Raw genomic sequence first — 22,324 nt, 5'->3', positions numbered from 1 at the left:
CTCGGGTGTGCCGCCTGCTGTTTCGCGCATACGCAGCGGCCGGCGTCAGATTCGATGGGCATGAAGCCTGTCGGCGATGGTGGTGCATGCCTCCCTTGCCGACCTCGACGGTGGTCCAAACGAAGGCTTGACCCGCGTCGGCCTCGTGCTCGGCCACAAGTTCTGACAGCTGTGCCCAAGCAAGGTGCCAGCGCGCCGCGAAAAAGTGCCGCAACCGCTGTTGATCGCCCGTATTTTTCTGTCGCGCCGCGCCGCAGCATACGCTAAAGAAGCCGCAAAGCGCCCCCTGTGTCTGTTGCGGTTCGCACGCGCCATATCCCGTGGAAGGATTGCGCGCCGCCCGAAGGATTTGACGGTCGACGATGACGATTTCCAACACCCGCCCCATCACCCCGGAACTCATCGCCTCGCACGGGCTCAAGCCCGATGAATACGAGCGCATTCTCGGCCTGATCGGACGCGAGCCGACCTTTACCGAGCTCGGCATCTTCTCAGCGATGTGGAACGAGCATTGCTCCTACAAGTCTTCGAAGAAGTGGCTTCGCACGCTGCCGACCAAGGGGCCGCGCGTCATTCAGGGTCCGGGCGAAAATGCCGGCGTCGTCGACATCGATGACGGCGACTGCGTCGTCTTCAAGATGGAGAGCCACAACCACCCGTCCTACATCGAGCCCTACCAGGGCGCGGCGACCGGCGTCGGCGGCATCCTGCGCGACGTCTTCACCATGGGCGCCCGTCCGGTTGCGGCGATGAATGCGCTGCGCTTCGGCGCACCGGATCATCCGAAGACCCGCCACCTCGTTTCCGGTGTCGTCGCCGGCGTCGGCGGCTACGGCAATTCCTTCGGTGTGCCGACTGTTGGCGGCGAAGTCGAGTTCGATGCGCGCTACAACGGCAACATCCTCGTCAACGCCTTTGCGGCCGGCCTCGCCAAGAGCGATGCGATCTTCTACTCCAAGGCCGAAGGTGTCGGCCTGCCCGTCGTCTATCTCGGCGCCAAGACCGGCCGTGACGGTGTCGGCGGCGCGACCATGGCGTCTGCCGAATTCGACGAATCGATCGAGGAAAAGCGCCCGACCGTGCAGGTCGGCGACCCCTTCACCGAAAAGTGCCTGCTCGAAGCCTGCCTCGAGCTGATGCAGACCGGCGCCGTCATCGCCATCCAGGACATGGGTGCCGCCGGCCTCACCTGCTCGGCGGTCGAAATGGGCGCCAAGGGCGACCTCGGCATCGAGCTCAACCTCGATACCGTTCCGGTGCGCGAAGAGCACATGACGGCTTACGAAATGATGCTCTCGGAAAGCCAGGAGCGCATGCTCATGGTGCTGGAGCCCGCCAAGGAAGAAGTCGCCAAGGCGATCTTCGTCAAGTGGGGCCTCGATTTCGCCATCGTCGGCAAGACCACCGACGACCTGCGCTTCCGCATCCTGCACCAGGGCGAGGAAGTCGCGAACCTGCCGATCAAGGAACTGGGCGACGAAGCGCCGGAATATGACCGCCCCTGGACCCCGGCCAAGGTTCCGACAGCACTTGCGACCAACGACATCCCGCAGACGGATGTCGCCGATGCTCTGGTGCAACTGGTCGGTTCGGCCAACAACTCGTCGCGTCGCTGGGTCTACGAACAATACGACACGCTGATCCAGGGCAACTCGCTACAGCTGCCGGGTGGTGATGCTGGTGTGGTGCGCGTCGAGGGCCACCAGACGAAGGCACTGGCCTTCTCCTCCGACGTGACGCCGCGTTATGTCGAGGCGGACCCGTTCGAAGGCGGCAAGCAGGCGGTCGCCGAATGCTGGCGCAACCTGACGGCAACCGGCGCGTTGCCGCTGGCCGCGACCGACAACCTCAATTTCGGCAACCCGGAACGCCCTGAAATCATGAGCCAGCTGGTTCATGCCATCAAGGGCATCGGCGAAGCCTGCACGGCGCTCGATTTCCCGATCGTTTCCGGCAACGTGTCGCTCTACAACGAGACCAACGGCCAAGGCATCCTGCCGACCCCGACCATCGGTGGCGTCGGCCTGATCAAGGATTGGTCGAAGATGGCGCGCGTCCGTTTTGCCGCTGCCGGCGAAACGATCCTGCTCGCCGGTGCGCCTGAGGGCCTCGGTTCGCACATCGCCCAGTCGGTCTATATGCGCGATGTTCATGGCCGCACCGACGGTCCGGCACCCCATGTGGATCTCGCGCATGAGCGCAAGGTCGGCGACTTCGTCCGCAGCCTGATCGTCGACGGTCTGGTGACAGCGGTTCACGACTGCTCGTCCGGCGGCCTGGCGCTCGCCGTTGCCGAAATGGCGATGGCGTCTGATATCGGGGCGACGGTCGATGCGGTCGAAGGTCATGATCCGATTGCTGTTTTCTACGGCGAAGATCAGGGGCGCTACGTGCTGACGGTTACAGCCGGCAACGTCGCTGCCGTTCGGGCCCGTGCGGAAAAGCAGGGCGTTGCTCTGCCGGAAATCGGCAGGACTGGTGGCGATGCCGTCAAGCTCGGCGCTGCCCGTCCGGTCGCAATTCAGCAATTGCGCTCGGCCCATGAATCGTGGTTCCCTGACTTCATGGACGGCTCCAGCAACGCTGCTGCCGCCGCAGAATAAGAAAGGGAGTAGGCGTATCATGCCCATGGCACCAGGCGACATCGAAGACATGATCAAGGCAGGAATCCCCGGCGCCAAGGTCACGATCCGCGATCTGGCCGGTGACGGCGACCACTATGCCGCCGAAGTCGTGGCCGAAGCGTTTCGCGGCAAGACCCGCGTGCAGCAGCACCAGATGGTCTACAACGCACTGAAGGGCAACATGGGCGGCGTTCTGCACGCGCTTGCCCTTCAGACCAGCGCGCCGGAGTAAGCCTGCAGTGGCCGACCTGATCAAGGAACTGGTCAGCGGCGTTGTCGACAGCGCGCTGAAGGAAATCCTGAGGAAGACCGGCGTCAAGCGGACCGCGACGAAGCGGACCAAGCGTCGGACGCGCAAGGCAGCAACTGGCGGCATTCTGGGCGATATCCTGGAAGCCGCCATTGGCAAGCCGGCCAAGAAGCAGGTGAGCCGGCGGCGAACCGCCGGCGCCCGCAGCAAGGTGCGTCGCCGCTCGGCCTGATAAGTTGTATTAAAACCACATCTTGAGGCCCATCAATATTTGTTGCACTTGGGTGGTGAAAATCACCGATATGCATGCTATCTAAGGCACAATCGATATCCGGCCCTTGAAGCCGGCGCAGGAAGGATGAAAAGATGAGCGGAATTCACGAATTCATCGCGAACGAAGTCAAGACCAACGACGTGGTGCTCTTCATGAAGGGTACGCCGCAGTTCCCGCAATGTGGTTTTTCCGGCCAGGTGGTTCAGATTCTCGATTACATCGGCGTCGACTACAAGGGCGTCAACGTTCTTGCCGACGCGGACCTGCGCCAGGGCATCAAGGACTATTCGAACTGGCCGACCATTCCCCAGCTTTATGTGAAGGGCGAATTCGTCGGCGGTTGCGACATTGTCCGTGAAATGTTCCAGGCTGGCGAACTCCAGTCGCACCTGCAGGAACAGGGAATTTCGGTCAAGGGTGCCGCTGCCTAAGTCAGGCCGCCGACTCCGATCAGGTCGGAAAAGGCGGGTGACCGCCTTTTTTGATTCCGGAAATAAATCCGGATTATCTAATTTTCGTTGTTCTTTTATAGGCGGAACACACTCTCGTTCTGTCATGAAGCGGTCGCGATAAATCGGCATAAGCAGCCTGAATGGGCGTTCACCCGTCCCCACGCTCCGGCTTGGCCCGGCTGCCCATCGCCGAAAGTCCCTTTCGCTTCACATCGGATGCCGCTTGCACCGCATTGCCGGACCAAGCCCGTCCCCTCAAACGACACTCGACATGCCGACCGGCATTCTGCCAGCCGACGTCGCCTCTTTCCGGAACAAACTCCGGTCTTGACCTATTTCGGTTGCGCCCGGCGCGCCGCAAGGATTTTGCCCATGACGAGCACGACAGACGAAGCGGCCGCTCCCGGCCTCAGCAAATTTCAGTTCATCGCCCTGATGGCGATGCTGATGGCCGTCAATGCGATCTCGATCGATATCATGCTGCCGGGCCTGCAGGAGATCGGCGCGAGCCTCGGCGTGACCGACGAAAACCATCGGCAGTATGTCATCACCGCCTATCTCATCGGCATGGGCGTGGCGCAGCTGTTCTTCGGCCCGTTGTCGGATCGTTTCGGGCGCAAGGCACCGCTGCTTGCGGGCCTTGGCATCTATGGTCTCTGCGCCGTCGCCATCGCCATCGTGCCGACCTTCAGCGCCCTGCTTGCACTTCGCTTCGTCCAGGGCATCGGTGCAGCCGCCACCCGCGTGATCACCGTGTCGATCGTTCGCGACGTCTACGGTGGTCGTCGCATGGCCGAAGTGATGTCGCTGATCATGATGGTGTTCATGATCGTACCGGTCGTTGCGCCGAGCATCGGGCAGCTGATCATGATCTTTGCCGAGTGGCACATGATCTTCGTCGTCATCGCGGTCTTTGCCTTTACGATGGCAACGCTCGTCGTGTTCCGGCTTCAGGAAACGCTAAACCCGGATCATCGCCGCGCGTTCACACCGTCGGTCATCCTCAGCGGCTTCAAGATCGTTCTGACCAACCGGTTGTCGCTGTTCTATACGCTGGCGACATCGGTCATCCTCGGCGCGCTTTTCGGCTTCATCAATTCCGCCCAGCAGATCCTCGTCGGCGTCTACGGCCTGGGCCTTTGGTTCCCGGTAGTGTTTGCCGCATTTGCGGGGATGATGGCGGTGGCGTCCTTCACCAACTCGCAGCTCGTTCGCCGCTTCGGCATGCGGGCGCTGTCACACGCCGCATTGCTTGGCTTTGCCTTTGCGAGTTTCCTGTGGATGCTGGCATCGCTCTATGGACCGGTGCCCTTCCCGCTCTTCGTGGTGCTCTACGGCGCGGCGATGTTCCAGTTCGGGTTGATCGCGTCGAACTTCAACGCCATGGCGATGGAGCCGCTTGGCCACGTCGCCGGCACGGCCTCCTCGGTGCTCGGTTTTACCCAGACCATCGGCGGCGGCGTCATCGGTGCCTTCATCGGCCAGGCGTTCGACGGAACGGCGACGCCGCTTGCGATCGGCTATTTCACGGTTGCTGCGATCGGCATCGTCTTCGTTCTGATCGCCGAACGCGGAAAGCTGTTCAAGGCACACAATCCGGCGGGCTGATCACAGTCTGCCGAAACAGACTTCTCCTCTCAGATCTGCTCCTTACGGGTACGCACAATGACCACGATCACCACACAATCCGACCATGTCGACGGGGTTTCGGGCGCCGCCCGCCTGAACATGGGCCTCCTCGAATTCATCATCACCATCGCCGTCATGACAGCGAGCGTGGCGATCGCCATCGACAGCATGCTGCCGGCATTGCCGAGCATCGGCCAGTCGCTTGATGTCGCCAACTCCAACGACACCCAGCTCGTCATCGGTGTCTTCTTCCTCGGCTTCGGCCTTTCGCAGATTTTCTTCGGCAGCCTGTCCGACACGTTCGGACGGCGCGCCGTGCTGCTCGGCGGCCTTGCCTTCTTCACCGTGTCGATGTTTGCAGCCGCCCTCACCCAGAGCTTCGAAATGCTGCTCGTTCTGCGCTTCGTCCAGGGCATCGGCGCCGCCGCCGTGCGCATCACCACCATGGCGATCGTGCGCGACTGCTTCGGTGGCCGCGAGATGGCGCGGGTGATGTCCTACGTCATGATCGTTTTCATGGTCGTTCCGATCGTCGCACCGTCCATCGGCCAGCTGGTCATCCTCTATGCAAACTGGCACTGGATCTTCATCCTGATCGGTATCATCGGCGCCATCCTCTTCGTCTGGGCACTCGCCCGCATGAAGGAATCGCTGCCGAAGGAAGAGCGCCTGCCGCTGTCGGTCAAGTCGGTCGCATCCGGCTTCAAGACGGTGCTGACCAACCGCATCACCTGCGGTTACATGATCGGCATGACGATGTTCACCGCCGTGATCTGCGCCTACATCGTCACCGTTCAGCAGATCTTCGGTGAGGTCTATGGCCTCGGCGACTGGTTGCCGATTGCCTTTGCCGGTACCGCCGGCGGCATCGCCGTTGCCAATTTCGCCAACGGCTTTTTCGTACGCAGCTTCGGCATGCGCCGCATCTCGCACGTGTCGATGATCCTGTTCACGCTGATCTCGGTCATCGGCTTTGCCATGGCGCTGTCGGGTACGCCGGCTTTCGTCGTCAGCTACCTGATGTTCTCGGTGCTGCTGATGTTCTTCGCGGTCATCGCCACCAACTTCACCGCGATCAGCCTGGAGCCGATGGGACACCTCGCCGGCACCGCAACAGCAATCACCGGCTTCGTCTCGACGACGGGCGGCGCGCTCATCGGCGGCGTCGTCGGCCAGCTCTTCAACGGCACGCTGCAGCCGCTGCTCGGGGGCTTTGCGCTCTTCGGTATCGTGACGATCCTGGCGACGCTTTGGGCCGAGAAGGGCAAGCTCTTCACCCATCCCGGTGACAAGGACGTCTCGCTCGACCACGGCGGCGGCCATATGTGACGATCGATAAGATCAACAAAAAGCCCGCCTGGAGCGATCCAGGCGGGCTTTTCTGTTTCCAGGGCAATGGCCCTAAACGGTGAAGACTTCGCGGCGCAGCGTTTCCCAGCTGTCCTTGTCGGTGGCCAGCAGCAGGCCGCCATTGAGATGGGCCGGCAGATAGGGTGAACCGTCGAAGCGGGCGGCATAGGCGCCTGCCTCCTGCGCGATCAGCGTGCCGGCAAGATGATCCCAGGGCATCAGCTTCTGGTACATCAGGAAGTGAATGTAGCCGCCGGCAAGGATGCGGTATTCGTGTGCGGCACAACGGTAGCTGGTCGCAATCCGGACCTTGGCCATGTTGGCCATGACCTCGCGCCGCGCTTCCTGCTTATAGAAGCCCGTCGAGGCGCCGCCGACCATGGCTTCGAGCGGAACGCCTGCGGTCACCGCCATGCGCTCCTGCGACCCGTCAGGACGGCACATCCAGGCGCCCGAGCCCTTCTCTGCAATCACCCAGTCGTTGCCAAGGGGGTCGTAGATGATGCCGGCAACCGTCTCGCCCTTGGACACGACGCTCGCCATTACGCCGAACAGCGGCAGGCCGGCTGCGAAGTTGAAAGTGCCGTCGATCGGATCGACGACGACGGCGAGATCGGTGTCCGCCAGCTTGTCGAGCAAGGCTGGATCGGCCGCGACCGATTCTTCGCCGATGAACACCGCACCCGGCGCAATCTCGTCCATGCGCGCCTTGATCAGGCGTTCGGCCGCCTCGTCGCCTTCGGTGACGAGATCGATTGCTTCCGACTTCATCCGGACATCGCCCGCACCGAGATTGCGGAACCGCGGCAGGATTTCTTTGACCGCGGCCTCCTGCAGCAGGTTGGCAAGGGCGGCGATGTCGACGGAATGGCTCATTCTTTGGGCTCCGGTGTGAGGGACTGGAAGTCGAATAGCTTGGGGTCGAGCAGGTGCGACGGGTTCACATGGCCAAGCGCCCGCAACATCGTATCCTTGCGGCCCGGCATGCGCCGTTCGAGATCGGCGAGCATCGCCTTCATCGCGTTGCGCTCGAGGCCATCCTGCGAGCCGCAGAGGTCGCAGGGAATGATAGGGAACTCCATGGCGCTGGCGAATTTCGCCAGGTCGTCTTCGGCGGCATAGGCGAGCGGCCGCAACAGCATCAGATCGCCTTCGTCGTTCAAGAGCTTCGCCGGCATCGAGGCGAGCCTGCCGCCGTGGAAGAAGTTCATGAAGAAGGTTTCAAGAATGTCTTCCCGGTGGTGCCCGAGAACCAGCGCATCGCAGCCTTCTTCACGCGCAATGCGGTAGAGGTTGCCGCGGCGCAGCCGCGAACAGAGCGAGCAATAGGTAGCGCCCGTCGGCACCTTTTCCTTCACGATGGAATAGGTGTCGCGGTACTCGATGCGGTGCTTGACGCCGATCGAAGCCAGGTATTCCGGCAGGATATGTTTTGGAAAGTTCGGCTGCCCCTGATCGAGGTTGCAGGCGATCAGCTCGACCGGCAGAAGACCACGCCATTGTAGATCCATCAGCAGTGCCAGCAAGCTGTAGCTGTCCTTGCCGCCGGAGATCCCGACCAGCCAGCGCTTGGCGCCTTTCAGCATGCCGAAATCGTCGAGCGCCTGCCGCGTCTGCCGCAACAGCCGCTTGCGCAGCTTGTTGAAAGACACCGACGACGGCATGCGTTCGAAGATCGGGTGGAGGCCGGTCTCGATGTCACCGTCTTCAACGGCATTGTCGATTGCGTCAGGCGAAAGGGCTGGCGAATGATCCATGGCAACGATCCTGGAATGGCGGGCGCAGGGAAAGGAGCGCGCGGCGCGTCACGGCCAGCACTTGCCCCGTTCCATCTGCAAGATCAAGGGAAAACGGCCCTTCGGCGTAAATCAGGAGCCAAACACCGACCAGCCGGTGCGTGCGGCCAACATCTCGAGTGCCAGCGATCCGAGCAGCGAGTTGCCATTCTGGTTCAGGCCCGGCGACCAGACGGCGACTGAGGCCTTGCCGGGCGCGACCGCGAGGATGCCGCCGCCGACGCCGCTCTTGCCCGGCAGGCCGACACGATAGGCGAAATCGCCAGAGCCGTCATAGTGGCCGCAGGTCAGCATCAGCGCATTGATGCGCCGGGCGCGCTGGCGCGACACGACCGAGTGTCCGGTCAGCGGGTTGGTGCCGCCGGCCGCCAGAAACAGGCCGGCCTTGGCAAGCTGGCTGCAGGTCATCGCCAGCGCGCAGTGGTGGAAATAGACGCCGAGCACATGCTCGACCGGGTGATCGAGCCGCCCGAAGGAACGCATGAAGTTGGCAAGCGCGAAGTTGCGGAAGCCCGTTGCTGTTTCGGAGCGAGCGACCTCGGGGTCGATCACGATGGCATCGTCGTCTGCGAGATAGCGGACGAACTGGACGATCTCGCCGATCAGCTCGCGCGGCGTGTGGCCGGCAAGGATCAGATCGCTGACGGTGATGGCGCCGGCATTGATGAAGGGATTGCGCGGCTTGCCGCCTTCCTGCTCGAGCTGGACGATCGAGTTGAAGGCCGAGCCTGAGGGTTCGCGGCCGACGCGGTGCCAGATGTTCTCGCCGTGTTTGCCGAGCGCCAGCGTCAGCGTGAACACCTTGGAGACGCTCTGTATCGAGAACGGCACCTCGGCGTCGCCGACCCGGTGCACCTGACCGTCGGTGGTGACGATCGCCATGCCGAAGTGCTGGGGATTAACGCGCGCGAGCTGCGGGATGTAATCCGCGACCTTGCCCTCGCCGAGCCGTGGTGTCAGCTCGCGGTGGATATCCTCGATGATCGCCTGCAGATCCTGCGGCGTCTTCTGCTCCGGCATGCGATTTCCCCTTCCGCCGTGCAAGCCAGCGCTTTGTCCGTGACAAAGGCGGTGCGCGACGGATCAAAACGCCACGATATCTGAAGAGACAAAAAAACCGCCCGTTTCCGGGCGGTTTTCGAAACGTTCACAAGGCCAAGGCCCCGGATTAACGCGAGTAGAATTCGACGACGAGGTGCGGTTCCATGACGACGGCGTAAGGCACGTCGGAGAGAACCGGAACGCGGACGAAGGTTGCAACCATCTTGTTGTGGTCGACTTCGATGTAGTCGGGAACGTCACGCTCAGCGAGCTGAACCGCTTCGAGAACGGTCACGAGCTGCTTGGACTTTTCCTTGACTTCGATGACGTCGCCCGGCTTGCAACGGTAGGAACCGATGTTGACGCGAACGCCGTTAACCTTGACGTGGCCATGGTTGACGAACTGGCGTGCAGCGAAAACGGTCGGAACGAACTTTGCGCGGTAGACGATCGCGTCGAGGCGCGATTCGAGCAGGCCGATCAGGTTCTCCGGGGTGTCACCCTTGCGGCGATCAGCTTCGGCGAAGATCGCACGGAACTGCTTTTCGCGGATGTCGCCGTAGTAGCCCTTCAGCTTCTGCTTGGCGCGCAACTGCACACCGAAGTCCGAAAGCTTGGACTTGCGGCGCTGGCCGTGCTGGCCCGGGCCGTATTCGCGGCGGTTAACCGGCGACTTCGGGCGGCCCCAGATGTTTTCGCCCATACGGCGGTCAATTTTGTACTTGGACGATTCGCGCTTGCTCATCGCATTTCCTTTCAGTCGGTTACACCGGTCTGTTGCCAAACCGGATTAAGGAAACACGCCCTCCTCTGAACCCATTTTGAGAGTTCTGACAGGATTCTCACGATCACGCTGCCGGAGAAACCACGGGACATGTCAAATAAAACACCGGACATTTCTGCCCGGCGTTGGGGCGGCTTTAGTGCGTCCGGCCGGCATTGTCAAACAAAATCGCCGTATCAGGCACCATTTCAGGCGGGGTCGCAGGCCTGCTGGTTTTCCAGGGAGACAAGCAGCTTCTTCAGAAGCTCTGCCAGTGCGGCGCGTTCCTCTGGCCCCAGACCTTCGAGATAGCGCGCCTCGCTCGCCATGTCAGCCCGAAAAGCGGCTTCGGCGAGCGCTACGCCCTTCTCCGTCAACCCAACCACGCTGCTGCGCCCATCCGATGCCGAACGCTCGCGCAGGATCAGCCCCGCCTTCTGCAAGCGATCAAGCCGATGTGTCAGTCCGCCCGACGAAATCATCAGCAATGTATAAAGGTCGGTCGGCGTCAGGCGATACGGAGGGCCAGAGCGCCTGAGCGTCGAGATCACGTCGAATTCGCCGCGGTCGATGCCGAAGGAGGCAAAAGTCTCTTCGATCGACGGACGCACCAGATTCGAAAGCCGGTAGGCGCGCCCCAGGATGGTCATTGGTTCCGTATCGAGATCCGGCAATTCGAGATCCCATTGCGCCCGCAACCGGTCGACGTGGTCCCTCGCCTTTTGCTCATTCTGCATAGTCAACTCCGCGGCCTCCAGCAATATATCTTGACGAGAAGATATTTTGATATAATATCTTCTCGTCAAGATAACTCATTCGAACCAGCAAACCAACCCGATGGAGATCAACATGTTTCATGTCATTCCGCGCGCAGAGCAGAATCAGAGCCCCAACCGGACGATCCTCTTTGAAGGCGGGCAATACGGCACGCCGGTTTCACTCTTTCTGATGGATGCGGAGCCTGGCCAAGGTCCGGCCCTTCACATCCATCCCTATCCGGAGACCTGGCTCATTCATTCCGGCGAAGCGCAGTTCACGGTCGGCGAGAAAACGCTCATCGGCAAGGCCGGCGACATCATCGTCGTCGATCCCGGCACGCCGCACCGTTTCGTCAACAGCGGCAACGCCCGGCTGGAGATGACCTGCATCCATGCGTCCGACCACGTGATTCAGGAGTGGCTTTGATGCCCCGCACACGACAGACGGCGTCGCGCATCGTTGCCGTCTCGTCATTAAGAAATCGGAGCTGAAGCCTCGAACGGAGGCCGCGCCTATTCAGCCGCAGCGGCGGACGGATCCATTGCATCCGGCCCGTTGGCGTCGCCCGGAGCGGTTTCGCAGCCGAGGTCGGGAAAGGCCACGATTCGCTTGCCGGTGAAATCGGCATGAACGACGATCAGCCCATTCTCCTCGAAATAGCCGAGCAACCGCCGAGCGCGACGGGCGGAATGGGTGCCGTAGGCCCGTGCGATCATCGCGTCCGACGGGCATGCGAGGCCGCGCACGGCGGCCTGCGCCATCATCAGGAACACGCCCTGCAGATCCTCTGTAACGCGATCGGCTAGCCGGAGCGCCGACGCCCAGGCGTCTGTCGCAGCAGTCTCGGCATCGACGCCCGAGCGGGCAATTGCCATCTTGCGCCGGAATGCGCTCAGCGACAGGGCAGCACCCGGCACGCGGCGAATGCGGCAGCGCACGAGAAAGTCCTGGAACAGCTCGGCATCCGGGCGGAAGGCGGCATCGGGATTGGCGAGAATCTCGGCAAGCAGGCTGTCGAGCAGCGCGCCACGCTCTTCCGGCGACATTTCTGGCTGAGCAGGTTTTACCTCGATCGGCGCCATCGGCTCCGGTCGCGGGCGCGACAGCTCGGCGAGAATATCGGTGGCCGGGCGTGGCGGTGGCGCCGCGCGGCGCATGATCGGCCGTGTCAGTTCGTCGGCGTCGGGGGTGAAGATCAGGTCTTCTACATCCTGCGGCGCTTCGGGCAGCGGCATCAGTTTGGGGCTCGTCGAGCGCGCCGAGGTCTCGACCGCACCAATCGTCACCTTCAGCGGACGGCGTGACAGCGCCGGGCCAAGAGCAACGAAGGAGCCGCGCTTCAGATCGCGGAACATTTCAGCGGTACGGCGATCCATGCCGAGCAGGTCGGCAGCGCGCAGCATGTCGATATCGAGGAAGGTGCGGCCCATCAGGAAGTTGGAGGCTTCGGCCGCCACGTTCTTGGCAAGCTTTGCCAGGCGCTGCGTGGCGATGACGCCGGCAAGCCCGCGCTTACGCCCACGGCACATGAGGTTGGTCATGGCGCCGAGCGAGATCTTGCGGACTTCCTCGGTAACGTCACCGGCGACCGCGGGCGCAAACATCTGCGCTTCGTCGACCACCACGAGCACCGGGTACCAGTATTCGCGATCGGCATCGAACATGGCGTTGAGGAACACCCCGGCGCTACGCATCTGCTGGTCGATGTCGAGACCTTCTAGCGACAGGACGCAAGAAACCCGGTGCTGGCGGATGCGCGTGGCAATACCGATCAGTTCGGCGTCCGTGCGTTCGCCCTCGACGACCACATGGCCGAACTTGTCGGCCAGCGTGACGAAATCGCCCTCGGGGTCGATGATGCATTGCTGTACCCAGGGCGCAGACTGCTCGAGCAATCTTCTGAGAAGATGCGATTTGCCGGAGCCGGAATTGCCCTGTACCAGCAGGCGGGTCGCCAGAAGCTCCTCGATATCGAGAGAGGCCGAAGTCCCTTCGGACGTCGCTCCCATGTCGATGCCGACTTTCATCTGTACCTCATCCTGCCTTTACGGCGTTCGTCGTTTGGGCTGAGCAGCAGATGCGCTCTACCTCTGTTTTACGCATTTCCTGACGGAAAACCGCGTCGCATTTTCCTGGACATGCTCTGGCTGATGTCGGGCGCGCGCCCGCAAGCTCCGAGGTCTAGCACCCTTCCCCGCAGTTTTCCCGGTTCAAAGCGCGAAACCCACAGATAAGAAGACCTTGTTACCGCACAGTCAGTCCGAATCCCTGCATCAGGCGTCGCGTTGAAAAATCCGGCTTTCCCGAGGTGAAGATTGCCGGATCCTCGCCGTACAACGGCTCAAAGCCATTGGGCAGCGGCACCAGCGAACGGGCGCGCCGGGCAATAGCTTCGGCCGGATCCAGCCAGTCGACCGGCCATGGTGCCAGTTTGCGGAACAAATTGGCCATGAAAGGATAATGCGTGCAGGCGAGAACGACGATGTCGGTCTTGCGGCCGTCCATCTCGATGAAGCACGGCGCGATTTCGGCGAGTACCTCCACATCATCGAGCTTTTCGCCGCGGATATAGGCCTCGGCCATCTTGGCGAGGTTTTCGGAGCCGACCAGGCGAACATGACATTGGCTGGCGAAGGACTGGATGAGGTCGCGGGTATAGGCGCGCTTGACCGTGCCCGGTGTCGCCAGCACGGAAACGAGTCCGGAGCGCGTCCGCTCGGCCGCCGGCTTGATCGCCGGCACGGTGCCAACGAAGGTCATCTGAGGAAAGGCGGCGCGCAGATCGGCACCGACCAGCGTGAAGGCGGTGTTGCAGGCAATCACGCAGATTTCCGGATCGTGCTCGGCCAGCAGTCGGCCAAAGAGCGCGATGACATGCGCGCGCAGAGCCTCCTCTTCCCAGCCGCCATAGGGAAAGCCGGCATCGTCGGCGACATAGATGAAATGCCGCTCCGGCATCAGCACCCTCGCCTCGCGGAGCACCGTGAGCCCGCCGATGCCGCTGTCGAAGACGAGAATGGGTTTCAGGTCAGTCGCTGTCACCGCTGTCTGATACTTTCTTGTTGGGCTCGGCCCTTGTGCTATCGGCAGGAGCGCCGGAACCCCGGGGATGTTCGCGCGAAAACCGATCGAGCGACGAGATCACGCCGCGCAGCACCCGGATTTCCGTTTCGGTAAAGGATGGTCTGGTCAGAACGGTGCGCAGATTTTCGACCAATTTCGGCTTTTTGTCGGCAGAGCGGAAATAGTTGCGCGCTTCCAGCGCATCTTCGAGATGATCGAACAACCCCTGCAGGTCGTCCTTCTTCGCCGGGCGCTGTTCCAGCGCCTGGAAGGATGTCTGGTCTTCGCTTTCCATGCCGGTCTTCAGCCACTCATAGGACATGAGCAGCACGGCCTGAGCAAGGTTGAGCGAAGCGAAAGCCGGGTTGACCGGGAAGGTCACGATCTCGTCGGCAAGCGCCACTTCCTCGTTGGTGAGGCCGGTGCGCTCGCGGCCGAAGATGATGCCGGTTGCCTCGCCCGCGACGAAGCGCTGCCTCAGGGTGCGCGCCGCCACGATCGGCGAGCGCACCGGCTTGTAGCCGTAACGATCGCGCGCCGTCGTCGCGTAGACAAAATTGAGGTCGGCGATTGCCTCTTCCAGCGTGTCGTAGAGCTTGGCGCCCTCGATGACGTGGTCGGCACGGCTGGCGGCAGACTGCGCCTTTTCGTTCGGCCAGCCGTCGCGCGGGTTGACGAGGCGCAGTTCCGACAGGCCGAAATTGGCCATGGCGCGGGCGACCATGCCGATGTTCTCGCCGAGCTGCGGATAGGCGAGAATGATCGCCGGTCCTTCGGTCAGGAGTTCTCGTTCGCTGTTGGTGCCTGCCATGTCTTTCGCCTTCGTCTTCTGTTCGGCGCTTCCCTCGCACAAAAGCCCGGATAATTAAAGTCCGGCCGACATTGCAGCGATTGCGGGCTTCACGGTTTTTCTGGATGCAGGCGATTGAGGGAGATACCGATCATCTCCAGCCCCAGCTCCGCATCGTCCTTCGATATCGGCAGATGTCGGCGGACTGGCCCGGCGACACGGCCACCGTCATAGAAGTAACCGGCCCCCTTCTCCGCGATCGAGCGAACCAATGTCAGATTTTCGTCGACATCGCTGCGGAACGTCGTGCCGATGGCATCGGCTTCGTCGGCAACCCGACGGGCAAAGACGCGCGCCCAATAGGTGCATCCCATGAAGATCGCCAGAGTCTGCCTGATATGGCCGGGGCGTGTGACGAGCTGCCAGGAAACGCCAAGGGGCTTCGCCGCCGCGGCAAGTTCGCGGTAGGCGCGGTCGAGTGCCTGGGAGCGCGCAATCAGCGCCATGCCTGAGCTGCCGTCCTTAGCCGCTTGCAGCACCCCTTCCAGCTCGCCGCACCAGGCCTTGATCGCGAGATCGAGCGATGTCCGCGTTCGGGTCGGGAAGACCATGAAGGCAACGGCAGCACCGGCGATCGAGCCGATCAGCGTTTCCTCCAGCCGCAGTTGCAGCAGCTCCGGCGTCAGCACGCCCATGAGGCTGTAGAGCAGCGACAGCACGATCGAGACGAAGAAGGTCATCGACGCATAGGAAACCGCAAGGAAATAGAAGCCGAGAAAAACACAGAGCGCGCTGAGCGGCAGCACCAGGTAGATGTTGCCGGCAACCAGCGTGCCGGCGACGATGCCGACGACGATCCCGAACAGGGTACCGGCCGAGCGCTGCAGCGCCTTGATCGCAGTATCGCCGCGCGAGCGGGTGTTGGTGAAGACGAGAAAGGCTGCCAGCACCGCCCAGAACCAACGGTCGCGCGACAGCATCAGCCCGAACACCATGGCGATGCCGGAAGCGAGCGTGATCTGAATGGCCGCCTTGAGCGCCGGATTGGACACCGTCAGCTTTGGACGAGCGGGCGCCGGGCCAAGCGCCGGTTCGGCCGGATCATCGAGATCGCGCGGGTCGAGTTTTTCGAGGCTCTGGGCAAGCCGCTTGCGAACATTGCGCAGCCACGAGAGCGCCTTGACGGTCTCGTCAAGCCGCTCGTTCGTGCGGTCGATGCGTGCTGTCTCCGCTTCGATCTCGGCGGCGTTGCGCGTGAGCATAGCTTCGATCAATGCTACGGGTGGCATAGCCTGCAGGCTCAGAACGATGACGCTTTCCGCCGCCAGATGCAGGTCGAAGAGGTTGATCACCACATCCGAAGAGGCAAGGCCGGGCTCTGGTTCCGGGCGCCGGTTTTCTGTCGGAATGAAGCTTTCCGCCATCAGCACAGCCTCCTTGAGGCGCTCCTCCCTTCGGTGCAGCCGGGTACGATCCGTTTCCGACAGCATCGGCTTGCGGGCGACATCGACCAGTTCCTCCAGCATCTGGTCGACGCGCTGCTGGACACTGGCTGCGGCGCGCATGAGATCGCGGTAGCGGTTGTCGGGCAGAAGCACGGTACGGACCAGGTGAGCGACCGTCGCCGAAACCGCAGCGCCGAAGAACAGCGCGGGCAACTGGTCGATCGTCGGTCGAAGATAGGCGCCGATAAAATAGGACATGAAGGCGAACATGCCGACAGCAAACCATCGGGGCCCGAGCGGCCGGAAATAGACGGCCAGGAAAATGATCGTCAAAAAGACGCCATCGGAGACGTAGCGATGGCTTTCCAGCACCGATGCCAGAGCAACCATGGAGACGCCGACGACGACGGCAATCACACGGGTCACCAACTGATCGCCATGTGTGCGATCGCGCACCGCAAGGCCGCCTTCGATCGAGAGGGAAACCGCAAGGCCGTAAGCCGCCGGCGGCAGTGGCGCGACGAGATAATGGAAGGCCATCAGCAGGCACACCGACGAAACGATCGTTGCGGTGATGCGCGTCGCCTGGCGCAACCGGGAAAAGGCGGGGTCGTTGGCGAGAAGCCAGTCGCGCACGCGGGAACGAGTTTCCATCGGATGCCTTTGCCTGTTGCGGCGATCATCGGCGGGTGCTGCTTCACCGCTCCCTTTTGATTAACGCCGCCTCCAATCTTTTCAAGGCGCAGGCCGGATTAAAACCTGTCAAAAATGCCTTCCGGGCCCCTGCCCGTCGGTTGCTCGAGTCTCCACCCAAAGTTTCAGCCAAGCATGCTTTGCCTTGCCGTTTCATGATGCTATAGGGCTCTGGATTTTTCTAAAGAGGAAGGGACATCGCTCCCGTTGTCCCGCTAAGCTACGAGGCATTTTCATGGCAAAGATCAAGGTCGCCAATCCGGTCGTCGAACTCGACGGCGACGAGATGACCCGCATCATCTGGCAGTTCATCAAGGACAAGCTGATCCATCCCTACCTCGACATCGACCTCGAGTATTATGACCTCGGCATGGAAAACCGCGACGCCACCGACGACCAGGTGACGATCGATGCAGCCAACGCCATCAAGAAGCACGGCGTCGGCGTCAAGTGCGCCACGATCACCCCGGACGAAGCCCGCGTCGAAGAATTCAAGCTCAAGAAGATGTGGAAGTCGCCGAACGGCACCATCCGCAACATCCTCGGCGGCGTCATCTTCCGCGAGCCGATCATCTGCAAGAACGTTCCGCGCCTGGTTCCGGGCTGGACAAAGCCGATCATCGTCGGCCGTCACGCCTTCGGCGACCAGTACCGCGCCACCGACTTCAAGTTCCCCGGCAAGGGCAAGCTGACGATGAAGTTCGTCGGCGAAGACGGCAAGGAAATCGAATACGACGTCTTCGACGCCCCGTCGGCCGGCGTTGCCATGGGCATGTACAACCTCGACGATTCGATCACCGAATTCGCCCGCGCTTCGCTCAACTACGGCATTCAGCGCAAGGTTCCGGTTTACCTGTCGACCAAGAACACCATTCTCAAGGTCTATGACGGCCGCTTCAAGGATATCTTCCAGAAGGTGTTCGATGAAGAATTCGCCGACAAGTTCAAGGAACTGAAGATCTGGTACGAACACCGCCTGATCGACGACATGGTCGCTTCGGCGCTCAAGTGGTCCGGTGGCTACGTCTGGGCGTGCAAGAACTATGACGGCGACGTTCAGTCGGACATCGTTGCCCAGGGATTCGGCTCGCTCGGCCTGATGACCTCGGTTCTGATGACGCCGGATGGCAAGACGGTCGAAGCAGAAGCCGCCCACGGCACCGTGACCCGCCACTACCGCCAGCACCAGAAGGGCGAGGAAACCTCGACCAACTCGATCGCCTCGATCTTCGCCTGGACCCGTGGCCTTGCCCACCGCGCCAAGCTGGACGACAACGCCGAGCTCGCCCGCTTCTCCGAAACCCTGGAAAAGGTCTGCGTCGACACTGTCGAATCAGGCTTCATGACCAAGGACCTGGCGCTTCTGATTGGCCCCGACCAGCCGTGGCTCTCGACCACCGGCTTCCTCGACAAGATCGACGAGAACCTGAAGAAGGCGATGGCGGCCTGATCGGCACCTGTCATCAACTGAAATGCGAAACCCGGCCTTGTGCCGGGTTTCTTTTTTGCCCTTTTGCGCGCTTGGTGCCGCAGGCCTGTTACTTCAGCGGCAGATAAATCTCGCTCAGCAGTTCGGTCGGCGGCACGTCGCGCGGGTTGTTGAGATATTTCTCGAACATCAGGCTGTCACGAACCTCGCGGCCCGATTGCGGCAGCCAGGTGCCGTAGAGCCATTGGTAGGCGAGCGGCATGTCCGCATAAGGTCCCTTGTGCCGGAGCACGGCATAGCGACCGCCGTCAAGCGTCTGCGGCGTCAACGGCGCATCGGCAGGCAGGGCTTGCCTTGCCGTGACACAGGCAAAGGAGCGGAGCTTGTCTGTCGCAACCAGTTCCGGGTCATCCAGATAAATACCGACCATTTCCATGTCAGGGCGAAAAAGATTGCGCGAAAACAGCGTGCCGTACAGCGTCTCGAACGCCTTGCCAATGCCCATATAGGAGCCGGTGTGGGCGACGCCGACGAGGTCGAAGCTGTCTATTTCCTTGAGGGTGACTTCATACATGTCCGCAATTCCTTCCGATGAAGCGGTTTCGAAGGTTTTGTGGCTGCCCTCCTTGCGATACCGCGCCGGCGGCAGCCCATAGGCCGCTTTGAAGGTGCGATTGAAGGATTGGATGTTGGGGTAACCAGAGCGCTGCGCGATCGCTTCGACAGGAAGATCGGATTGTACGAGATCGGCAGCGGTCTTTTGCAGCCGCAGCCGCTTGACCGTTGCCGCCAGCGTTTCGCCATGAACGGCACGATAGATCCGGTGCCAGTGGTGCGGCGACAGGCAGGCGATTTCAGCGAGGCGATCGAGATCGAGCTCCTCGTTGAGATGGCCGTAAATATAATCGCTCACCCTGTGCAGACGTCTCTCATAGGTCGCCCAGCTTACCTGCTCGTCCATGCCGAACCTTTCGCGTTTTGCTCACGGATCGGTAGACCATAGACGAGTTTGACAAATCCTGCGGAGTTTTGCGGCGAACGAATGCGCAGGTGAACAGACGGCCGGCCGCTTGCCGCTACGAAAAAAGGCGCCCGAAACGGACGCCCTTTTCAATTTCATGTGTCTCTACCTGGGCTTAGCCGGGCCAACGCCACGGCAACAGCCTCGATCGCTTCAGCTGCCTTCTCGCCGTCGGGGCCGCCAGCCTGGGCCATGTCGGCGCGACCACCGCCCCCCTTGCCGCCGAGAGCGGCCGAGGCGATGCGCACCAGATCCACGGCGCTGACCTTGGAGGTCAGGTCGTCGGTCACGGCGACGACAGCACTTGCCTTGCCATCGCCGGAAACGCCGACGAAAGCGACGACGCCGGAGCCGAGGCTCTTCTTGCCGTCGTCGGCGAGACTCTTCAGATCCTTGGGCTCGACGCCGGAAACCACCTTGCCGAGGAAGCGCATGCCGGCGATGTCGCGGGCAGCATCGCTCGATCCGGCCTGACCGCCACCACCGAGCGCCAGCTTCTTCTTGGCTTCGGTCAGTTCGCGCTCCAGCTTGCGGCGCTCGTCGAGAAGCGCCTCGACACGGCCAAGCACGTCGCCCGGCTGAACCTTGAGTGTGTTGGCGAGCGTCTTTACCCGCTCGTCCTGCTCGTTGAGGTAGGCACGCGCTGCCTCGCCGGTCAGCGCCTCGACGCGGCGCACGCCGGCGCCAACTGCACTTTCGGAAACGACGCGCACGAGACCGATATCACCGGTCGCCGAAACGTGGGTGCCGCCGCAGAGTTCAACGGAATAGGGACGGTTGGCCTTGGAGCCGTGGATGCCCTGGCCCATGGACACGACACGCACTTCGTCGCCGTATTTTTCGCCGAACAACGCCATCGCACCTTCGGCAATGGCATCGTCGACGCTCATCAGGCGGGTGGTGACCGGCGTGTTCTGAACGATGATCTCGTTTGCCATCTCCTCGACGATCTTCAGCTCCTCGGCCGACATCGGCTTCGGGTGCGAAACGTCGAAGCGCAGGCGCTCAGGTGCCACCAGCGAACCCTTCTGTGCGACATGGGTGCCGAGGACTTCGCGAAGCGCTTCATGCAACAGATGGGTTGCCGAATGGTTGGCGCGAAGGCGCGAACGGCGGGCGTGATCGACTTCGAGCTGAGCCGCATCGCCGGTCTTGATCGTGCCTTCGGCAACGACGCCGAAATGAACGAACAGCCCCTCGCCGCGCTTCTGCGTGTCGGTTACCGTCACCTTGCCGCCGTCGGTGGTGATCGTTCCGGTATCGCCCATCTGGCCACCCGATTCGCCGTAGAACGGCGTCTGGTTGAGGACGATCTGGACGGTCTCACCTTTGGCAGCCGACGGAGCGACAGCGCCATCGCGCACGATTGCCTGGATCACGCCTTCAGCGACTTCCGTGTCGTAGCCGAGGAATTCGGTCGAACCATGCTTTTCGCGCAGCTCGAACCAGATGGTTTCGGTTGCCGCTTCGCCGGAACCGGACCAGCTTGCCCGTGCCTCGGCCTTCTGGCGCTGCATGGCCGTGGTGAAGGCGTCGGTGTCGACGGAGATGCCCTTGGCGCGAAGCGCATCCTGGGTCAGGTCGAGCGGGAAGCCGTAGGTGTCGTAGAGCTTGAAGGCGGTCTCGCCGTTGAACTGGTCGCCTTCGGAAAGGTCGGCAGAAGCTTCGGAGAGCAGGTTCAGGCCGCGCTCCAGCGTCTTGCGGAAACGGGTTTCTTCGAGCTTCAGCGTTTCGGAGATCAACGCTTCGGCGCGCATCAGTTCCGGATAGGCGCGACCCATCTGGCCGACGAGCGCCGGCAGCAGCTTCCACATCAGGGGATCGCGGGCGCCGAGCAACTGGGCGTGGCGCATGGCGCGGCGCATGATGCGGCGAAGCACATAGCCGCGGCCTTCGTTCGACGGCAGCACGCCGTCAGCAATGAGGAAGGCGGACGAACGCAGATGGTCGGCAATGACGCGATGGCTGGCGCGCTGGTCGCCCTCGGCCTTGACGCCGGTCGCTTCTTCGGACGCGGCGATCAAGGCACGGAAGAGATCTATGTCGTAGTTGTCATGCTGGCCCTGCAGCACGGCCGCCAGGCGCTCCAGGCCCATGCCGGTGTCGATCGACGGACGCGGAAGGTTGACGCGCTCTTCCTTGGTGATCTGCTCGTACTGCATGAAGACGAGGTTCCAGATCTCGATGAAGCGGTCGCCGTCTTCATCGGCGGAACCCGGAGGTCCACCCCAGATCTTGTCGCCGTGGTCGTAGAAGATTTCCGAGCACGGGCCGCAAGGGCCGGTATCGCCCATGGCCCAGAAATTGTCGCTGGTGGGAATGCGGATGATGCGGTCGTCGGAGAGGCCGGCAATCTTCTTCCACAGTCCGAATGCTTCGTCATCGGTGTGATAGACCGTCACCAGCATGCGCTTGGCGTCGAGGCCGTATTCCTTGGTGATCAGGTTCCAGGCAAGCTCGATGGCGTTCTCCTTGAAGTAATCGCCAAAGGAGAAGTTGCCGAGCATTTCGAAGAAGGTGTGGTGGCGTGCGGTGTAGCCGACATTGTCGAGGTCGTTGTGCTTGCCGCCGGCGCGCACGCATTTCTGCGCGGTCACAGCCGTCGAGTAGGGACGCTGCTCGAGCCCGGTGAAGACGTTCTTGAACTGCACCATGCCGGCATTGGTGAACATCAGTGTCGGGTCGTTGCGCGGCACCAACGGGCTCGACGACACCACTTCGTGACCATTCCTGCGGAAATAGTCGAGAAACGTCGACCGGATTTCATTCACGCCGCTCATCTTGCGTCCTATCTGTGCACCAATTCAGGCCCAAGCCCCGGCATTTGCCGCGCCCCTCGCCGTCGTCCTTCAACCCCGCAGCCATCCCTGACGGCTGCGCCCTCCAACGCCCTCGGTCGCCGGAACCACAGGCTTTTATCGTTCGCGTATCATGCTGTCCAGACG

At 62.0% G+C, this 22,324-nt stretch carries 19 protein-coding genes and 1 pseudogene; 9 read left to right on the top strand and 11 right to left on the bottom strand.

All coding sequences use genetic code 11. The annotated features are described in order from the left end of the window. Positions 1 to 8: 8 nt before the first annotated feature. The 7 genes and pseudogenes from BLJAPNOD_RS35960 to BLJAPNOD_RS13590 form a co-directional block, all read left to right on the top strand. Positions 9 to 166 (top strand): annotated as a pseudogene (locus tag BLJAPNOD_RS35960) (acyloxyacyl hydrolase); the annotation flags it as partial. A 196-nt stretch (positions 167 to 362) separates the two neighbouring features. After that, on the top strand, positions 363 to 2,603 hold the full coding sequence (gene purL, locus BLJAPNOD_RS13615; protein WP_115420194.1) for a phosphoribosylformylglycinamidine synthase subunit PurL: 2,241 nt from the start codon (positions 363 to 365) through the stop codon (positions 2,601 to 2,603). 19 nt (positions 2,604 to 2,622) lie between these two features. After that, on the top strand, positions 2,623 to 2,856 hold the full coding sequence (locus BLJAPNOD_RS13610; RefSeq protein WP_053247510.1) for a BolA family transcriptional regulator: 234 nt from the start codon (positions 2,623 to 2,625) through the stop codon (positions 2,854 to 2,856). A 7-nt stretch (positions 2,857 to 2,863) separates the two neighbouring features. Continuing rightward, the gene (locus tag BLJAPNOD_RS13605; RefSeq protein WP_115420193.1) at positions 2,864 to 3,106 is read left to right on the top strand and encodes a hypothetical protein; all 243 of its coding nucleotides are present in this window, start codon (positions 2,864 to 2,866) and stop codon (positions 3,104 to 3,106) included. Positions 3,107 to 3,240: 134 nt separating this feature from the next. Next, on the top strand, positions 3,241 to 3,579 hold the full coding sequence (gene grxD / locus BLJAPNOD_RS13600) for a Grx4 family monothiol glutaredoxin (RefSeq protein WP_053247512.1): 339 nt from the start codon (positions 3,241 to 3,243) through the stop codon (positions 3,577 to 3,579). A 393-nt stretch (positions 3,580 to 3,972) separates the two neighbouring features. Further along, the gene (locus BLJAPNOD_RS13595) at positions 3,973 to 5,208 is read left to right on the top strand and encodes a multidrug effflux MFS transporter (RefSeq protein WP_077503913.1); all 1,236 of its coding nucleotides are present in this window, start codon (positions 3,973 to 3,975) and stop codon (positions 5,206 to 5,208) included. Between the two features lie 33 nt (positions 5,209 to 5,241). Beyond that, complete coding sequence (locus BLJAPNOD_RS13590) at positions 5,242 to 6,558, top strand: multidrug effflux MFS transporter (protein ID WP_256372330.1); 1,317 nt, start codon at positions 5,242 to 5,244, stop codon at positions 6,556 to 6,558. A gap of 72 nt (positions 6,559 to 6,630) precedes the next feature. Here BLJAPNOD_RS13590 and BLJAPNOD_RS13585 read toward each other — a convergent pair whose 3' ends face one another. From BLJAPNOD_RS13585 to BLJAPNOD_RS13565, 5 genes are all read right to left on the bottom strand, one after another. After that, the gene (locus BLJAPNOD_RS13585; protein ID WP_115420191.1) at positions 6,631 to 7,455 is read right to left on the bottom strand and encodes an inositol monophosphatase family protein; all 825 of its coding nucleotides are present in this window, start codon (positions 7,453 to 7,455) and stop codon (positions 6,631 to 6,633) included. Continuing rightward, complete coding sequence (ttcA, locus tag BLJAPNOD_RS13580) at positions 7,452 to 8,336, bottom strand: tRNA 2-thiocytidine(32) synthetase TtcA (protein WP_115420190.1); 885 nt, start codon at positions 8,334 to 8,336, stop codon at positions 7,452 to 7,454. Before ttcA ends, BLJAPNOD_RS13585 begins: the two co-directional genes overlap by 4 nt. A gap of 111 nt (positions 8,337 to 8,447) precedes the next feature. Further along, complete coding sequence (locus BLJAPNOD_RS13575; protein ID WP_115420189.1) at positions 8,448 to 9,395, bottom strand: glutaminase; 948 nt, start codon at positions 9,393 to 9,395, stop codon at positions 8,448 to 8,450. A gap of 148 nt (positions 9,396 to 9,543) precedes the next feature. Beyond that, on the bottom strand, positions 9,544 to 10,161 hold the full coding sequence (rpsD, locus tag BLJAPNOD_RS13570) for a 30S ribosomal protein S4 (protein ID WP_025427166.1): 618 nt from the start codon (positions 10,159 to 10,161) through the stop codon (positions 9,544 to 9,546). A 227-nt stretch (positions 10,162 to 10,388) separates the two neighbouring features. After that, positions 10,389 to 10,916, bottom strand: coding sequence for a MarR family transcriptional regulator (locus BLJAPNOD_RS13565; protein WP_077503630.1), 528 nt, complete (start codon positions 10,914 to 10,916; stop codon positions 10,389 to 10,391). A 112-nt stretch (positions 10,917 to 11,028) separates the two neighbouring features. Here BLJAPNOD_RS13565 and BLJAPNOD_RS13560 point away from each other — a divergent pair, with 112 nt between their 5' ends. After that, positions 11,029 to 11,364 carry a cupin domain-containing protein gene (locus tag BLJAPNOD_RS13560; protein ID WP_199565937.1) on the top strand — a complete coding sequence of 112 codons (336 nt, stop codon included), beginning with the start codon at positions 11,029 to 11,031 and terminating at the stop codon, positions 11,362 to 11,364. Between the two features lie 86 nt (positions 11,365 to 11,450). On the opposite strand, the gene BLJAPNOD_RS13555 is transcribed toward BLJAPNOD_RS13560, so the two are convergent. From BLJAPNOD_RS13555 to BLJAPNOD_RS13540, 4 genes are all read right to left on the bottom strand, one after another. Next, a complete protein-coding gene (locus tag BLJAPNOD_RS13555) occupies positions 11,451 to 12,965 on the bottom strand; it encodes an ATP-binding protein (RefSeq protein ID WP_077503631.1) in 1,515 nt (504 codons plus the stop codon). A 217-nt stretch (positions 12,966 to 13,182) separates the two neighbouring features. Further along, complete coding sequence (murI, locus tag BLJAPNOD_RS13550; RefSeq protein ID WP_115420187.1) at positions 13,183 to 13,980, bottom strand: glutamate racemase; 798 nt, start codon at positions 13,978 to 13,980, stop codon at positions 13,183 to 13,185. Further along, the gene (locus BLJAPNOD_RS13545) at positions 13,967 to 14,812 is read right to left on the bottom strand and encodes an RNA methyltransferase (protein ID WP_115420186.1); all 846 of its coding nucleotides are present in this window, start codon (positions 14,810 to 14,812) and stop codon (positions 13,967 to 13,969) included. The genes murI and BLJAPNOD_RS13545 overlap by 14 nt, the downstream gene beginning before the upstream one ends. Before the next feature lie 89 nt (positions 14,813 to 14,901). Then, positions 14,902 to 16,890, bottom strand: a complete 1,989-nt coding sequence (locus BLJAPNOD_RS13540) for an FUSC family protein (RefSeq protein WP_115420185.1) — start codon at positions 16,888 to 16,890, stop codon at positions 14,902 to 14,904. A gap of 274 nt (positions 16,891 to 17,164) precedes the next feature. Here BLJAPNOD_RS13540 and BLJAPNOD_RS13535 point away from each other — a divergent pair, with 274 nt between their 5' ends. Continuing rightward, a complete protein-coding gene (locus BLJAPNOD_RS13535; protein ID WP_112804901.1) occupies positions 17,165 to 18,379 on the top strand; it encodes an NADP-dependent isocitrate dehydrogenase in 1,215 nt (404 codons plus the stop codon). Between the two features lie 88 nt (positions 18,380 to 18,467). On the opposite strand, the gene BLJAPNOD_RS13530 is transcribed toward BLJAPNOD_RS13535, so the two are convergent. Both BLJAPNOD_RS13530 and alaS read right to left on the bottom strand, forming a co-directional pair. Next, a complete protein-coding gene (locus BLJAPNOD_RS13530; protein ID WP_115420184.1) occupies positions 18,468 to 19,319 on the bottom strand; it encodes an AraC family transcriptional regulator in 852 nt (283 codons plus the stop codon). Between the two features lie 155 nt (positions 19,320 to 19,474). Next, the gene (gene alaS, locus BLJAPNOD_RS13525) at positions 19,475 to 22,159 is read right to left on the bottom strand and encodes an alanine--tRNA ligase (protein ID WP_115420183.1); all 2,685 of its coding nucleotides are present in this window, start codon (positions 22,157 to 22,159) and stop codon (positions 19,475 to 19,477) included. Positions 22,160 to 22,324 lie beyond the last annotated feature (165 nt).

Source organism: Ensifer sp. M14 (genome assembly GCF_003355565.1).
GTDB lineage: Bacteria > Pseudomonadota > Alphaproteobacteria > Rhizobiales > Rhizobiaceae > Ensifer.
The sequence above is the reverse complement of the archived record's forward strand: the minus strand, read 5'-3'. Positions and strand labels throughout refer to the sequence as shown.

Excerpts from the sequence above, each read along its gene's own strand:
- BLJAPNOD_RS13565 (WP_077503630.1), bottom strand. The coding sequence starts at position 10,916 with ATGCAGAATGAGCAAAAGGCGAGGGACCACGTCGACCGGTTGCGGGCG.
- BLJAPNOD_RS13575 (WP_115420189.1), bottom strand. The coding sequence starts at position 9,395 with ATGCCGGAGCAGAAGACGCCGCAGGATCTGCAGGCGATCATCGAGGAT.
- alaS (WP_115420183.1), bottom strand. The coding sequence starts at position 22,159 with ATGAGCGGCGTGAATGAAATCCGGTCGACGTTTCTCGACTATTTCCGC.
- BLJAPNOD_RS13610 (WP_053247510.1), top strand. The coding sequence starts at position 2,623 with ATGCCCATGGCACCAGGCGACATCGAAGACATGATCAAGGCAGGAATC.
- BLJAPNOD_RS13585 (WP_115420191.1), bottom strand. The coding sequence starts at position 7,455 with ATGAGCCATTCCGTCGACATCGCCGCCCTTGCCAACCTGCTGCAGGAG.
- BLJAPNOD_RS13535 (WP_112804901.1), top strand. The coding sequence starts at position 17,165 with ATGGCAAAGATCAAGGTCGCCAATCCGGTCGTCGAACTCGACGGCGAC.
- rpsD (WP_025427166.1), bottom strand. The coding sequence starts at position 10,161 with ATGAGCAAGCGCGAATCGTCCAAGTACAAAATTGACCGCCGTATGGGC.
- BLJAPNOD_RS13540 (WP_115420185.1), bottom strand. The coding sequence starts at position 16,890 with ATGGAAACTCGTTCCCGCGTGCGCGACTGGCTTCTCGCCAACGACCCC.
- BLJAPNOD_RS13560 (WP_199565937.1), top strand. The coding sequence starts at position 11,029 with ATGTTTCATGTCATTCCGCGCGCAGAGCAGAATCAGAGCCCCAACCGG.
- BLJAPNOD_RS13545 (WP_115420186.1), bottom strand. The coding sequence starts at position 14,812 with ATGGCAGGCACCAACAGCGAACGAGAACTCCTGACCGAAGGACCGGCG.
- BLJAPNOD_RS13595 (WP_077503913.1), top strand. The coding sequence starts at position 3,973 with ATGACGAGCACGACAGACGAAGCGGCCGCTCCCGGCCTCAGCAAATTT.
- BLJAPNOD_RS13555 (WP_077503631.1), bottom strand. The coding sequence starts at position 12,965 with ATGAAAGTCGGCATCGACATGGGAGCGACGTCCGAAGGGACTTCGGCC.
- ttcA (WP_115420190.1), bottom strand. The coding sequence starts at position 8,336 with ATGGATCATTCGCCAGCCCTTTCGCCTGACGCAATCGACAATGCCGTT.
- grxD (WP_053247512.1), top strand. The coding sequence starts at position 3,241 with ATGAGCGGAATTCACGAATTCATCGCGAACGAAGTCAAGACCAACGAC.
- purL (WP_115420194.1), top strand. The coding sequence starts at position 363 with ATGACGATTTCCAACACCCGCCCCATCACCCCGGAACTCATCGCCTCG.
- BLJAPNOD_RS13530 (WP_115420184.1), bottom strand. The coding sequence starts at position 19,319 with ATGGACGAGCAGGTAAGCTGGGCGACCTATGAGAGACGTCTGCACAGG.